General features: G+C 72.3%; 10 protein-coding genes. 1 reads left to right on the forward strand and 9 read right to left on the reverse strand.

The features are described from left to right. Positions 1-49: 49 nt before the first annotated feature. The 9 genes from QFZ71_RS04805 to QFZ71_RS04845 all read right to left on the reverse strand — a co-directional run bounded on the left by QFZ71_RS04805 (position 50) and on the right by QFZ71_RS04845 (position 11,228). Positions 50-1,360 (reverse strand): pseudouridine synthase, encoded by a 1,311-nt coding sequence (locus tag QFZ71_RS04805; RefSeq protein WP_307667002.1) that lies wholly within the window; start codon positions 1,358-1,360, stop codon positions 50-52. Beyond that, positions 1,360-2,016 (reverse strand): SMC-Scp complex subunit ScpB, encoded by a 657-nt coding sequence (gene scpB, locus QFZ71_RS04810; RefSeq protein ID WP_307667003.1) that lies wholly within the window; start codon positions 2,014-2,016, stop codon positions 1,360-1,362. Before scpB ends, QFZ71_RS04805 begins: the two co-directional genes overlap by 1 nt. Positions 2,017-2,025: 9 nt before the next feature. Continuing rightward, positions 2,026-3,123, reverse strand: a complete 1,098-nt coding sequence (locus QFZ71_RS04815; protein WP_307667004.1) for a ScpA family protein — start codon at positions 3,121-3,123, stop codon at positions 2,026-2,028. An 84-nt stretch (positions 3,124-3,207) separates the two neighbouring features. Further along, positions 3,208-3,771 carry a hypothetical protein gene (locus QFZ71_RS04820; protein ID WP_307667005.1) on the reverse strand — a complete coding sequence of 188 codons (564 nt, stop codon included), beginning with the start codon at positions 3,769-3,771 and terminating at the stop codon, positions 3,208-3,210. Continuing rightward, positions 3,768-4,886, reverse strand: coding sequence for a ParA family protein (locus QFZ71_RS04825; RefSeq protein WP_307667006.1), 1,119 nt, complete (start codon positions 4,884-4,886; stop codon positions 3,768-3,770). The genes QFZ71_RS04820 and QFZ71_RS04825 overlap by 4 nt, the downstream gene beginning before the upstream one ends. Before the next feature lie 368 nt (positions 4,887-5,254). Beyond that, complete coding sequence (gene ald / locus QFZ71_RS04830; protein WP_307671342.1) at positions 5,255-6,370, reverse strand: alanine dehydrogenase; 1,116 nt, start codon at positions 6,368-6,370, stop codon at positions 5,255-5,257. Positions 6,371-6,513: 143 nt separating this feature from the next. Beyond that, positions 6,514-8,646: a tetratricopeptide repeat protein gene (locus QFZ71_RS04835; protein ID WP_307667007.1), complete on the reverse strand. Its 2,133-nt coding sequence runs from the start codon at positions 8,644-8,646 to the stop codon at positions 6,514-6,516. 200 nt (positions 8,647-8,846) lie between these two features. Further along, a complete protein-coding gene (locus QFZ71_RS04840; protein WP_307667008.1) occupies positions 8,847-9,473 on the reverse strand; it encodes an NUDIX hydrolase in 627 nt (208 codons plus the stop codon). 87 nt (positions 9,474-9,560) lie between these two features. Beyond that, positions 9,561-11,228 carry a CTP synthase gene (locus QFZ71_RS04845; protein ID WP_307667009.1) on the reverse strand — a complete coding sequence of 556 codons (1,668 nt, stop codon included), beginning with the start codon at positions 11,226-11,228 and terminating at the stop codon, positions 9,561-9,563. Between the two features lie 418 nt (positions 11,229-11,646). On the opposite strand from QFZ71_RS04845, the gene QFZ71_RS04850 reads away from it, so the two are divergent. After that, positions 11,647-13,473, forward strand: a complete 1,827-nt coding sequence (locus tag QFZ71_RS04850; RefSeq protein ID WP_307667010.1) for a glycoside hydrolase family 15 protein — start codon at positions 11,647-11,649, stop codon at positions 13,471-13,473. Positions 13,474-13,493: the final 20 nt, after the last annotated feature.

Genomic DNA, 13,493 nt, shown 5'->3' on the forward strand with positions numbered 1-13,493 from the left:
AATTCTGAACAGAACCGGCCGCGGGCCTTCGCGCGGGCGCGGCTCCCTCTCAGAGGCCGACCTCGCGCATCAGCATGCCGACCTCGGTGTTGGTGAGGCGGCGCAGCCAGCCGGACTTCTGGTCGCCCAGCGGGATCGCCCCGAAGGACGTCCGCACCAGCCGGTCGACCGGGAAGCCGGCCTCGGCCAGCATCCGGCGCACGATGTGCTTGCGGCCCTCGTGGAGGGTCACCTCGACCAGGTAGTTCTTGCCGGTGTTCTCGACCACGCGGAAGTGGTCGGCGCGGGCGTAGCCGTCCTCCAGCTGGATGCCGTCCTTGAGCCGCTTGCCGAGGTCACGCGGCAGGGGGCCCTGGATCGCGGCCAGGTAGGTCTTCTTCACGCCGTACTTGGGGTGCGTGAGGCGGTGGGCCAGCTCACCGTGGTTGGTGAGCAGGATGATGCCCTCCGTCTCGGTGTCGAGCCGGCCGACGTGGAACAGCCGCGTCTCGCGGTTGGTCACGTAGTCGCCGAGGCACTGGCGGCCGTCCGGGTCCTCCATCGAGGAGACGACGCCGGCGGGCTTGTTCAGCGCGAAGAAGAGGTAGGACTGGGCGGCGACGGTCAGGCCGTCGACCTTGATCTCGTCCTTGTGCACGTCGACGCGCATGCCCTGCTCGACGACGATCTCGCCGTTGACCTCGACGCGGGACTGGTCGATCAGCTCCTCACAGGCGCGCCGCGAGCCCATGCCCGCGCGGGCGAGGACCTTCTGCAACCGCTCGCCCTCCTGCTCGGCGCCGGGATGGGTCTTGGGCAGCTTGATGTCGGGCTTGTCCGCGTACCGGTCGCGGTTGCGCTGCTCGATCTTGGCGTCCAGCTCGCGCGGGCGCGAGGGGGCGCCGCCCCGCCGGAAGCCGCCGCTGCGGGCGCCGCCCTGCGGAGGCTTCGGGCCGCCCTTGGCTCCGCCGCGCGCGGCGGAGCCGCGGCCCTTGCGGGGGCCGTCCTGGCCGTCGCGGGCGCCGGGGGCATCGTTGCCCACGTCGTAGCGGCGCTCCTCGGGGCGGGGCCGGCGGGGGCGCAGCTCCTCGTCACGCCCGCCCTGACCGCGTCCGCCGCCCTGGTAGCCGCCGCCCTGACCGCCCGAACGGCTGCCCTGGTAGCCGCCGCCCTGACCGCCGGGACGGCCGCCCTGACCGCTGCCGCCGCGTCCGCCGCCGCCCGGGCCGCCGGAGCGTCCGCCCTGGCCGCCCTGGCCCTGGCGGAAGGACCCGCCGCCGCTCCGGCCGCCGCTGCCCGCGCCGCCGCTCCGGGGGTTCCGGTCGGAGCCGCCGCCGCTCCGGCCGCTGCCGCTTCCGCTGTTCCTGCCACTGCTTCGCATCAAAATTCCGTCTTGTCGTCTGCGTGAGTATCCGGGGTGTCCGGTGCGTCCGGATCGAACGACGGCACACCCTCTAGCGTCTCAGCCTCGATCGCGTCCGCCTCCGGGAGGAAGGGCGCGAGCTCCGGGAGCTCGTCCAGGCCTCGCAGGCCCATGCGCTCCAGAAAGTAGTTCGTCGTCCTGTACAGGATCGCACCTGTTTCGGGTTCCGCGCCCGCCTCGGCCACCAGGCCCCGCTGGAGGAGGGTCCGCATGACCCCGTCGCAGTTGACTCCGCGCACCGCCGAGACCCGTGAACGGCTCACCGGCTGCCGGTACGCGACCACCGCCAGGGTCTCCAGCGCGGCCTGGGTGAGCCGGGCGTGCTGGCCGTCCAGGACGAAGCCCTCCACGGCCGCCGCGTACTCGGGGCGGGTGGAGAACCGCCAGCCGCCCGCGACGAGCCGCAGGTCGAAGCCCCGGCGCTGCACGGTGTACTCGTCGGCCAGCTCCCGCAGCGCGTCCGCCACCGCCCTGCGGGGCCGCTGGAGCACCTTGGCGAGGTGGTCGACGGTGGCGGGCTCGTCGACGACCATGAGGACCGCCTCCAGGGCGGGCTTGAGGTCGAGCGAGGCGACCGTGCCTCCGTCCCGCTCCGGCTCCGGCTGTTCACTCATTCCGTTCACTCATTCCCGTACGCCCTCCTCGTCGGTCCCGCCGCCCGGCTCCTGGTCGAACTCGTCCGTCACCACCGGCTCCGCGCCCTCCCCGCCGCACCAGGACACCAGCAGGTCGCCCAGCGCCTCGTCCTGGTCGAGGGTGACGGCCTTCTCGCGGTACAGCTCCAGCAGGGCCAGGAACCGGGCGACCACGGTGAGGGTGTCCGGGGCGTCCTCGGTCAGCGCCGCGAAGCTCACCGCCGTCCCGGCCGCGCGCAGCCGCTCCACCACCAGGCCCGCCTGCTCGCGGACGCTGACCAGCGGGGCGTGGATGTGGTCCACGTACACCCGGGGCTCCGGCTTCGGCCGCATCGCCTTCACCGCGAGCCGCGCGAAGCCGTCGGGCCCGATGCTGATGACCACCTCGGGCAGCAGGGCCGCGTGGTGGTCCTCCAGCCCGACCGCACGGGGGTGGCGGAGCGCCTCCGACTCCAGGCGGTCCTGGAAGATCTCGGCGATCCGCTTGTACGCGCGGTACTGGAGCAGCCGCGCGAAGAGCAGGTCCCGCGCCTCCAGGAGCGCGAGGTCCGCCTCGTCCTCCACCTCTGCGGCCGGCAGCAGCCGGGCGGCCTTGAGGTCGAGCAGGGTGGCGGCGACGACGAGGAACTCGGTGGTCTGGTCGAGGTCCCAGTCGGGACCCATGGCGCGGATGTACGCCATGAACTCGTCGGTGACCTTCGACAGGGCGACCTCGGTCACGTCCAGCTTGTGCTTGGAGATGAGCTGGAGGAGGAGGTCGAAGGGGCCCTCGAAGTTCACCAGCCGCACGGTGAACCGCTTGTCGTCGCCGTCCGGCGCCTTCCCGTCCGCTTCGGGCCCCGCCTCGCCGTGGGGCACGGCCTCCGCGTCCGGGGCCGGGGCGGGCTCCGGGCGGGCCGCGGGCCCCCGTGGGGGCTCCGCGAGGGCCCGCGGACCGCTCACGGCCTCCGGGGCCGCCTCCGGCTCCCGTACGGCCTCCGGCCCGGCCACGGGCTCCGGTGCGGCCTCCGCCGGACGTGCCGCCACGCCCGGACCCCGCCCCAGGGCGCGGCGGCGCGGGGCGGCGGGGTCGTCGGGCGTGGGCATGGTGGTCCTGGGGTGGGGCGGCGGCGCGGGCGGCTGCCCGCCGGTCGGCGGGCCCTGCGGGGCAGGCTACCCGCGCCGCACCGCTCAGCGGCCGCGCAGCCGCCGTACGAGGATGCTCGCGTCGCCCCGTGACTCCAGGTCCGCCAGGACCACCGCGACCGCCTCGCGGACGATACGGCCGCGGTCGACGGCGAGGCCGTGCTCGCCGCGCAGGACGAGCCGGGCGTGTTCGAGGTCCATCAGCTCCTCCGCGGAGACGTAGACCGTGATCTTCTCGTCGTGGCGCTCCCGGCCGCTGGGGCGGCGGTTCGCGCCGCGTCCGCCGCCGCGCCTGCGCTGCGGCTGGACGGCCGGGGACTGCTCGGCCGGCGCGGCGGTGCCGGGACGCTCGCCGGAGGCGGCCTTGGCGGAGGCGGGGCGCTCGCCCTCGTCGCCCCGGCCGCGCGCGGCGGCGCCGTCGGCGTCGGCCGCGGCGTGCTCCTCACGGCCGGACTGCGGGGCCTGGCCGGTGGGGTCGCTCTCCCCGGCGGGCGCGGGCACCCTGGGTTCGCCGTTCGCCTTGCGCCGCCGGTCCGCGGGGGAGGACGGCTGGAGGCCCATCCCGCCTCCGGTGGTACGGAACAGTTCGTCGGCCCCGGGCAGACTCACTCGGCGTGACACCGGGCGAGCACCTCCCTGGCGAGCTGGCGATAGGCGGCTGCGCCGACCGAGTTGGAGGCGTACGTGGTGATGGGCTCACCGGCGACCGTGGTCTCCGGGAAGCGGACCGTGCGCCCGATGACCGTGTGGTAGACGTGCTCGTCGAAGGCCTCGACCACGCGCGCGAGGACCTCGCGGCTGTGCACCGTACGGGAGTCGTACATGGTGGCGAGGATGCCGTCGAGCTCCAGCTCGGGGTTGAGCCGCTCCTGGACCTTCTCGATGGTCTCGGTGAGCAGCGCCACCCCGCGCAGCGCGAAGAACTCGCACTCCAGCGGCACTATGACCTTGTGAGCGGCCGTCAGGGCGTTCACGGTGAGCAGGCCGAGCGAGGGCTGACAGTCGATCACGATGTAGTCGTAGTCGTTCATCAGCGGCTTCAGGGCGCGCTGGAGCGTGGACTCGCGGGCCACCTCGCTGACGAGCTGCACCTCGGCCGCGGAGAGGTCGATGTTGCTGGGCAGCAGGTCCATGTTCGGGACCGCCGTCTTGAGCAGCACGTCGTCGGCCGCCATGCCCCGCTCCATGAGCAGGTTGTAGACGGTGAGGTCGAGCTCCATCGGGTTGACCCCGAGGCCCACGGAGAGGGCGCCCTGGGGGTCGAAGTCGACGAGCAGGACCCGGCGTCCGTACTCCGCGAGCGCGGCGCCCAGGTTGATGGTCGACGTGGTCTTGCCGACGCCGCCCTTCTGGTTGCACATCGCGATGATCTTCGCGGGGCCGTGCTCGGTGAGGGGGCCCGGGATCGGGAAGTACGGCAGGGGCCGTCCGGTCGGGCCGATGCGCTCGCGGCGCTGGCGCGCCGCGTCGGGCGCGAGGGTGGCCGCGTACTCCGGATCGGGCTCGTACTCGGCGTCGGGGTCGTAGAAGTGCCCCTCGGGCACCTCGGCGAAGTCGGCGAAGCGGTCGGTGTCCCGGCTGCTCTCGTTGCCGGCCGTGGCGTTCACGTGTGGGCCGTCCATCGTCTGGGGGGCTGTCGTCATGTGCTGTTGGGTGGCGAAGGTGCGGACCGCGACGGAGCCGACAGCTTCGAGCCCGGTCGGGCTCAGACCCCGTACAGGCATCCCTGGTTGACCACCCCCAGGAGTAATTGTCGACTCATTCACAAGTCGTCTTACCTCCTTGAGCGTGACCAGGAAACTTATCGATAGGTCAGCGTGGCACCATGCCGACGATGGGCGACTCTATGGCGTGTCACCGGTCCGCAGCAACACAATCCGCCGGACCCGGCCCGATGTGTCGGCAATCGAACACCGCGCTGTCAAGGGTGCACAGCGACCAAGCCGCACATTTCGCCGCCGAACGAATCGGGTAAAGGGTTACGTTCGACGCGAGTTGCGCCAGGGCCGCCCGGGGCCCGGCACACGTGCGGCCGGACCCTGCGGGGCAGGGTCCGGCCGCACGTGCGATGTTGACGGAAGAGGTTGACCCGTCAGCCGAGGAGCGTGCTCAGCTCGACGTGCGGAAGGTCGTGCGCCTCGGCCACCTCGCGGTAAACCACCTGGCCCTCATGGGTGTTGAGCCCCTTGGCCAGCGCGGCGTCCCGGCGCAGGGCGTCGGCCCAGCCGCGGTTGGCGAGCTCCACGATGTAGGGGAGCGTCGCGTTGGTGAGCGCGTAGGTGGAGGTGTTCGGCACCGCGCCGGGCATGTTGGCGACGCAGTAGAAGACCGAGTCGTGGACCTGGAAGGTCGGCTCGGCGTGGGTGGTGGGACGCGAGTCCTCGAAGCAGCCGCCCTGATCGATTGCGATGTCGACAAGTACACTTCCGGGCTTCATCTTGGCGACGAGCTCGTTGGTGACCAGCTTCGGAGCCTTGGCTCCGGGGATCAGCACGGCGCCGACCACGAGGTCGGCCTCGACGACAGCCTTCTCCAGCTCGAAGGCGTTGGAGACGACGGTCTGCACCTTGGTGCCGAAGATCCTGTCGGCCTCGCGCAGCTTGTTGATGTCGCGGTCGAGCAGCGTGACGTGGAAGCCGAGGCCCACGGCGATCTGGGTGGCGTTCCAGCCGGAGACGCCGCCGCCGATGACGACGGCCTTGCCGGCGTGGGTGCCGGGAACACCACCGGGGAGCACGCCGCGACCGCCGGCCGAGCGCATCAGGTGGTACGCGCCGACCTGCGGGGCGAGGCGGCCCGCGACCTCGGACATCGGGGCGAGCAGCGGGAGGGCGCGGTTCGCGGTCTCGACCGTCTCGTACGCGATGGCGGTGGTGCCGGAGGCCAGCAGCGCGTCGGTGCACTCGCGCGAGGCGGCGAGGTGCAGATAGGTGAAGAGGGTCTGCCCCTTGCGGAGGCGGTGGTACTCCTCGGCGACCGGCTCCTTGACCTTCAGCAGCAGGTCGGCGGCGGCCCAGACCTCGTCGGCGGTGGCCAGGATCCGCGCCCCGGCGGCGACGTACTCCTCGTCCGGGATGGACGAGCCGACGCCGGCGTCGTGCTCGATGACGACCTGGTGGCCGTGGCGGACGAGCTCATGCACTCCGGCGGGGGTGATCGCCACCCGGAACTCGTTGTTCTTGACTTCGCGGGGGATGCCGACCTTCACGTCGATCACGGTCCTTGGCTCGGAGGGTCGTCCGGGCACAACGGTGCATACCCAGACATATACAGCTTAAAGGGAGACGCCACGAACGAGCGCGGCAGAGCCAGTCTAATGAAGGACTTCGCGCTGTCTAGCCTTACAAAGCATTAACTTTCTGTCGAAGTGCTGCGGATTTCGTAGGCAGAGGCCTCCTCTCCCAGCAATCTCTCGGCCGCACTCCGGTGCAACCGGGCCGCCGTCGGATCACCGAGCCGGTCCAGGGTGTCCGCCAGCCGCAGCTGCAACGCCGCCTGAAGCCGCACGTCACCGGCGCGCCGGGCCAGCTCCACGGCCTCCCGGCAGGTCTGGAGCGAGTCGTGCGGGCGGCCCGCGTACTCCTGGACGCGGGCCGTCTCGCTGAGCGCCCGCGCCCGAGCGGGCAGGTCCCCGAGCCTGCGGTGGCCGGAGGCGGCCGCCCGCCAGTTCCGCAGCGCCTCGCCGTACCGCCCGGCGTACGTGTGGACCGCCCCGAGCCGTCCGTACAACCGGGCCTCGTCCGCGCGCTCCCCGTGGGTCAGGCGCTGCGCGAGCGCCCGGCCGTACCAGTCGGCGGCCCGGTGGTAGTCCCCCAGCTCCTCGTACGCGCCGCCCACGGATTCCATCGCGCGGCCGGTCGCGTACAGGTCCTTCGCCGCCTTTCCGGCGTCCAGCGCGGCCCGGTAGCGGGCCAGCGCCTCGCGGGTGCGCCCGGTGCGGGCGTCCAGGTCGGCGAGGTTCAGCAGGGCGGCCGCCTGTTCACGGGGGAGCTCGCGGCGGAGGGCCACGTCCAGGACGAGGCCGTGCAGCCCGTACAGGTCGGGGGCGGCCTCCTCGGTCCCCCGGTGCGCGGCCAGCGCCCGCACCAGGGCCGCCACCAGCCGCCGCGCCAGGGTGTCCAGCTCGCCGTCGGCCACGGCGAGCCGGGCCGAGGCGAGCAGCGCGGGGCGGCGGACCCGCAGCCAGACGTCCGCCTCACCGGCGCTGGAGAAGCGCAGCGAGCGGGGCAGTCCGGCCAGCTTGCGGCGGGCGGTGGAGCCCTCCGGCTCGGTGACCGCGCGGCAGGACTGGAGCCGGCGCACGGTCCGCTCCAGCATCCGGGCGCGGGCGAGCTGGATCTCGGCCGGCCGGTCCAGGTCCTCCAGCAGCGCGCGCAGCAGCGGGGCGAGGCAGCCGGGCACCGCGTACAGGGGGTGGACCGCGCCGTCCGTGCGCAGCAGCCCGAGCCCGACGAAGTCGTCGAGGGTGGAGCGGGCGGCGGAGACCGAGCAGCCGGCCAGCGCGGAGGCCGTGTGGGCGTCGGCGAGTCCGGCGGGGGCGAGGGCCAGCAGGCGCAGTATCCGGGCGGCGGCCTGCGGCAGGGAGTCGTGGACCAGCCGGAACGCGCGGGCCAGCGGGCGGGCCCCGGCCGGCCGCTGCCCACCGGGTTCGGGCAGCTCGTGCAGCTGCTTGGCCACGTCGGCGACCGAGGCCATGGGGCGGGCGGCGAGCAGGCCGGCCACCAGAGCGAGCGCCGCGGGCTGTCCCCCGCACTCCTCGGCCAGCCGCTCCGCGGTGCGCGGGTCGACGGTGACGCGGACCTGTCCGACGGCGCGGGCGAGCAGCCGTACGGCCGCGCCCTTCTCCAGTCCGCCGAGCGTGCAGGGGCGCACGTCGGGGATGCCGGTCAGTGGTCCGGTCGCGGTGGCGACGACCAGGCAGTCAGGGTTCTCCGGGAGCAGCGGGTCGACCTGTTCGGCGTCGGCCGCGTCGTCGAGCACCAGGACGAGCCGGCGCGCGGCGAGGGCTTCGCGGACCATCTCGGACAGTTCGTCCTGGTCGGCGCCGGGCGGGACCGGCACCCCGAGGAGGCCGAGGAGTTCGCCCGCGGTGCGTTCGGTGGGGACCCGTTCTCCGCCGGGGTCGGTGAGGCCGACCCGGAGCACCCCGTCCGGATAGTCGCCGCCGCCCGTACCGGGGACCGCCCAGGGCAGCGCGCCCGTGGCGGCGGCCGCGGCCCCGACGGCGTCCGTCCCGGTGAGCGCCCCGGCCAGCTCCTCGGCGAGGGCGCTGCGGCCGGAACCGGGGCGGCCCGCGATGAGCAGAACCCTCGCGCGGGGGGCCTTGCGGCCGGCCAGGGTGTCCAGACCGGCGCGCTCGATGTCCTCCCGCAGCGCCTTCAACTCCCGTTCGCGGCCGAAGAATCGGGATGGGGCTGCGCCCGACGGCTCCTCGGCCCCCGGGGCCTTCGCCGGGCCGCTGGTGTCCACCGCCTGATCGGTCACGAGCCACGCTCCACTTCGCTGCACGCGGTGCCCGCCGGAAGTCCGGCCGGGCGCTTTTCGAGCGTAGTTCAGCGGCGGGGACGATCACCGCGGTGCGGGGCGGCGGACCGGGAACATCCCCCGATCGGATCAGAATCTCTTCATTCTTTATGACTGATCCTGTGTCCGACCGGGGGCGGCAGGCACGGGCGGACGGCCCGTCAGGCTTCGAACGGCCTGGCCGGCCAGGGCGCTTCGGCGGGGCGCAGGGAGTCCACGCCGTCGCCCGCGCGCACGGCGGTGAGCGCGAGCGCCCCGACGACCAGGCAGTTGTTGTGCAGATCCCCCGCGATGACCGAGCGGACCAGCTCGGCCAGCGGGATCCGGGCCTGCTCCATGTCGGCCTCCTCCTCGGAGACCGCGTACCGCTCGCCCCCCGCTTCGGAGAGGTCGCGGGCGAGGAAGATCCGCACGGCCTCGTCACAGCCGCCGGGCGTGGTGTAGACGTCGGTCAGCACCCGCCAGTCCTCGGCCTTGACGTGCGCCTCCTCGTACAGCTCGCGCTGGGCGGCGTGCAGGGGGTTCTCGCCGGGCACGTCGAGCAGACCGGCCGGGATCTCCCAGAGCCGGTGGCGCACCGGGTGGCGGTACTGCCGCAGCACGAGGACCCGGTCCTCGTCGTCGAGGGCGAGCACGGCGACGGAGCCCGGGTGGACCTGGTAGTCGCGGCCGTGGACGGAGCCGTCGGGCATCACCACCTGGTCGGTGCGGACGCTGGTCTTGTTCCCGGTGAAGGGCGTCACCGTCGCGGTGACCTGCCACTCCTCGGGCGTGTCCTGGATACCCATGTGTGTACGTCCTCCCACGAACCAAACGGAAACCGGGGCACCGATCCGTATCGGATCCGTACCCCGGTCAACCGTAATGCCTCGGTGTTACGCCTCCGCGCCGTCCGCGGCGGCGACCTGGCGCGCGACGGCCGCCTTCACCAGACCCGCGAAGAGCGGGTGCGGACGGGTCGGGCGGGAGCGCAGCTCCGGGTGCGCCTGGGTGGCGACGAGGTAGGGGTGCACCTCGCGCGGGTACTCGACGTACTCGACGAGCTTGTTGTCCGGGGAGGTGCCGGAGAAGACCAGGCCGGCCTTCTTCTCCAGCTCGGACCGGTAGGCGTTGTTGACCTCGTAGCGGTGGCGGTGGCGCTCCTCCACGTACGGCTGCCCGTCGTACGCCTCCCGCACGAGGGAGCCCTCGGCGAGCTTGGCCGGGTAGAGGCCGAGCCGCATGGTGCCGCCGAGGTCGCCGGCGCCCTCGACGTAGGCGAGCTGCTCCTCCATCGTCGAGATGACGGGGTGGGAGGTGGCGGCGTCGAACTCGGTGGAGTTGGCGTCGGGGATCTCCGCGAGCGAGCGGGCCGCCTCGATCACGATGCACTGGAGGCCGAGGCAGAGGCCGAGCAGCGGGACCTTGTTCTCGCGGGCGTAGCGGATGGCGCCGACCTTGCCGTCGACCCCGCGCTCGCCGAAGCCGCCCGGAATGCAGATCGCGTCGACGTCTCCGAGGTGCTCGGCCGCGCCGGCCGCGGTGCGGCAGTCGTCGGAGGTGACCCACTTGACCTTGACGCGGGCCTTGTTGGCGAAGCCGCCGGCGCGGATCGCCTCGGTGACCGAGAGGTAGGCGTCGGGCAGGTCGATGTACTTGCCGACCAGGGCGACGGTGACCTCGTGGTCGGGGTTGTGGACCCGGTCCAGCAGGTCGTCCCAGGTGGTCCAGTCGACGTCGCGGAACGGCAGGTCGAGCTTGCGCACGACGTAGGCGTCCAGGCCCTCGGTGTGCAGCACCTTGGGGATGTCGTAGATGGACTTGGCGTCGATCGCGGCCACGACGGCCGCCTCGTCCACGTCGCACATCAGCGAGATCTTGCGCTTGATGGCGGTGGGGACCTCGCGGTCGGCGCGCAGCACGATGGCGTCCGGCTGGATGCCGATGTTGCGCAGGGCGGCCACCGAGTGCTGGGTGGGCTTGGTCTTCAGCTCGCCGGAGGGGCCGATGTAGGGCAGCAGCGAGATGTGGACGACGAAGACGTTGTCCCGGCCGACCTCGTGGCGGACCTGCCGGACGGTCTCCAGGAACGGCAGCGACTCGATGTCGCCGACCGTGCCGCCGACCTCGGTGATGACGACGTCCACGTCGTCGGTGGCCATGCGGCGGATGCGGTGCTTGATCTCGTTGGTGATGTGCGGGATGACCTGGACGGTGTCGCCCAGGTACTCGCCGCGCCGCTCCTTGGCGATGACCTGCGAGTAGACCTGGCCGGTGGTCACGTTCGCGGAGCCGTCGAGGTCCACGTCGAGGAAGCGCTCGTAGTGGCCGATGTCCAGGTCGGTCTCGGCGCCGTCGTTGGTGACGAACACCTCGCCGTGCTGGAAGGGGTTCATCGTGCCGGGGTCGACGTTGAGGTAGGGGTCGAGCTTCTGCATGGTGACCCGCAGACCGCGAGCCTTGAGCAGGGCACCCAGGCTGGAGGCAGTCAGACCCTTGCCGAGGGAGGAGGCGACACCCCCGGTGACGAAGATGTGCTTGGTCGTCGTGGATGTGGGCTGCATAGCCAAAGGGGGCTCCCGTGGTCGCGATTCTGAGGTGCGTACCGGCCACCGAGCCGGAGATTCCGGGGTGCCGTCGCTGCGGTTCGGGGGCCTCGTCCGCTCTCGCGAACGACCACCGGTCCACGGGCTACCAGGGTAACAGCGACGGGGAGAGGCTGCTTCCGGCCACGCCCTCCACCGGAGGGTCACACCATCGCCGTGGGCATTTCACGTCCCACCCGATCGGTTCGGAGATCTTGCGGGGACCGTCGCGCGGATCTTCGTGGTGCGTCGTATCCTGCTCAAACACTCGCTGCCGAGACGGCCGGGCGGCGGCACCACCCAAGGCCGCCCACCGGTACAGGACTCGTCGGATCTTGTCGGGTGAAAGACCCTACGACCCCCTTGACCCGCAGTAAGCGCCCTGTGACAGGGCGACATGGCCGTTCGACTGGAGACGCACGTGGCCGGGCGCATCGAGGATTACGCACTCATCGGAGACATGCAGACCGCCGCCCTGGTCTGCCGGGACGGCACGGCGGACTGGCTGTGCCTGCCCCGCTTCGATTCCCACGCCGTGTTCGCGGGCCTGCTGGGCACCGAGGAACACGGCTTCTGGCGCCTGGGGCCCGCGAGAGCGGAGGGAACGGAACCGGCCTTCGCCGACCGGCGGCGCTATCGCGGTGACTCCCTCGTCCTGGAGTCGGAGTGGGACACGCCGCGCGGCACCGTACGGGTGACGGATTTCATGCCCCCGCGTGACGGCGCCCCGCAGCTCATCCGGATCGTGGAGGGCGTCAGCGGCCGGGTGCCGATGCGCTCGGAGCTGCGGATGCGTTTCAGCTACGGCCGGGTGACGCCGTGGGTGCACAAGGTCGACAACCGCACGGTCGCCGTCGCGGGCCCCGACTCCGTCTGGCTGGACACGGAGGCGGAGACGTACGGCAAGAACCTCACCACCTACTCCGACTTCACCGTCGGCCCCGGTGACCGGGTGGCCTTCACCATCAGCTGGCAGCCCTCGCACCACGAGCCGCCGGCCCTCCCGGAGCCCGAGGGGTCCCTGGAGGCGACCGAGCTGTTCTGGCGCGAATGGGTCGATCAGTGTACGTACCACGGGCCCTATCGGGAGGCGGTCGTCCGCTCCCTGATCACGCTCAAGGCCCTCACGTACGCGCCGACCGGTGGCATCGTCGCGGCCCCGACCACATCGCTGCCCGAGGAGATCGGAGGCGTACGGAACTGGGACTACCGCTACACCTGGCTGCGGGACGCCGCGATCACCCTCTCCTCGCTGCTGCGCACCGGATACCGGGAGGAGGCCCGCGCCTGGCGTGAGTGGCTGCTCCGGGCGGTCGCGGGCGACCCGGAGAACCTCCAGATCATGTACGGCATCGCCGGCGAGCGCGAGCTCGGCGAGGCGGAGCTGGACTGGCTGCCCGGCTACGAGAACTCCACCCCGGTCCGCGTCGGCAACGGCGCCGCCAACCAGCTCCAGCTCGACGTGTACGGCGAGGTCACCGAGGCGCTGCACCTGGCGCACATGACGGGGCTGACGCGCAACGACTACGCGATGGGACTCCAGCTCAAGCTGATCGAGTACCTGGAGAAGCACTGGGAGGAGCCCGACGAGGGCATCTGGGAGGTGCGCGGGCCGCGCCGCCACTTCGTGCACTCCAAGGTGATGGCCTGGGTCGCGGTCGACCGGACCATCAAGCTGGTGGAGTCCGGGGACGTCGAAGGACCACTGGAGCGGTGGCGCGAACTGCGCGACGACATCCACCGGGACGTCTGCGAGCGGGGCTACGACAAGGAGCGCAACACCTTCACCCAGTCCTACGGGTCGAAGGAACTGGACGCCTCCCTGCTGCTCATCCCGCAGATGGGCTTCCTGCCTCCGGACGACAAGCGGGTCATCGGCACGATCGAGGCGATCCAGCGGGAGCTGTCCACGGAGGACGGCTTCATCCTGCGCTACCCCACGGAGGGCGAGGACGCGGGCGTGGACGGTCTGGCGGGCGACGAGGGCGCGTTCCTGGCCTGCTCGTTCTGGATGGCCGACGACCTGGCGATGATCGGCCGGGTGGACGAGGCCCGCCAGCTCTTCGAGAAGCTGCTGTCGCTCCGCAACGACCTGGGACTGCTGGCCGAGGAGTGGGACTCCGGCCTCCAGCGGCAGGTCGGGAACTTCCCGCAGGCGTTCAGCCACGTCCCGCTGATCGACACGGCCCTGCGGCTGACGGCGAGCGGCGCGTACGTCGGCTGAGCCGCCCGGAACACGCGGGG

Origin of the sequence: Streptomyces sp. V2I9 (assembly GCF_030817475.1) — a bacterium.
Classification (GTDB): Bacteria; Actinomycetota; Actinomycetes; order Streptomycetales; family Streptomycetaceae; genus Streptomyces.

What these genes read in the sequence shown, in the direction of transcription:
- QFZ71_RS04805 (WP_307667002.1), bottom strand. Translation starts at nt 1,360, where the DNA reads ATGCGAAGCAGTGGCAGGAACAGCGGAAGCGGCAGCGGCCGGAGCGGC.
- scpB (WP_307667003.1), bottom strand. Translation starts at nt 2,016, where the DNA reads ATGAGTGAACAGCCGGAGCCGGAGCGGGACGGAGGCACGGTCGCCTCG.
- QFZ71_RS04815 (WP_307667004.1), bottom strand. Translation starts at nt 3,123, where the DNA reads ATGCCCACGCCCGACGACCCCGCCGCCCCGCGCCGCCGCGCCCTGGGG.
- QFZ71_RS04825 (WP_307667006.1), bottom strand. Translation starts at nt 4,886, where the DNA reads ATGCCTGTACGGGGTCTGAGCCCGACCGGGCTCGAAGCTGTCGGCTCC.
- QFZ71_RS04840 (WP_307667008.1), bottom strand. Translation starts at nt 9,473, where the DNA reads ATGGGTATCCAGGACACGCCCGAGGAGTGGCAGGTCACCGCGACGGTG.
- QFZ71_RS04845 (WP_307667009.1), bottom strand. Translation starts at nt 11,228, where the DNA reads ATGCAGCCCACATCCACGACGACCAAGCACATCTTCGTCACCGGGGGT.
- QFZ71_RS04850 (WP_307667010.1), top strand. Translation starts at nt 11,647, where the DNA reads ATGGCCGTTCGACTGGAGACGCACGTGGCCGGGCGCATCGAGGATTAC.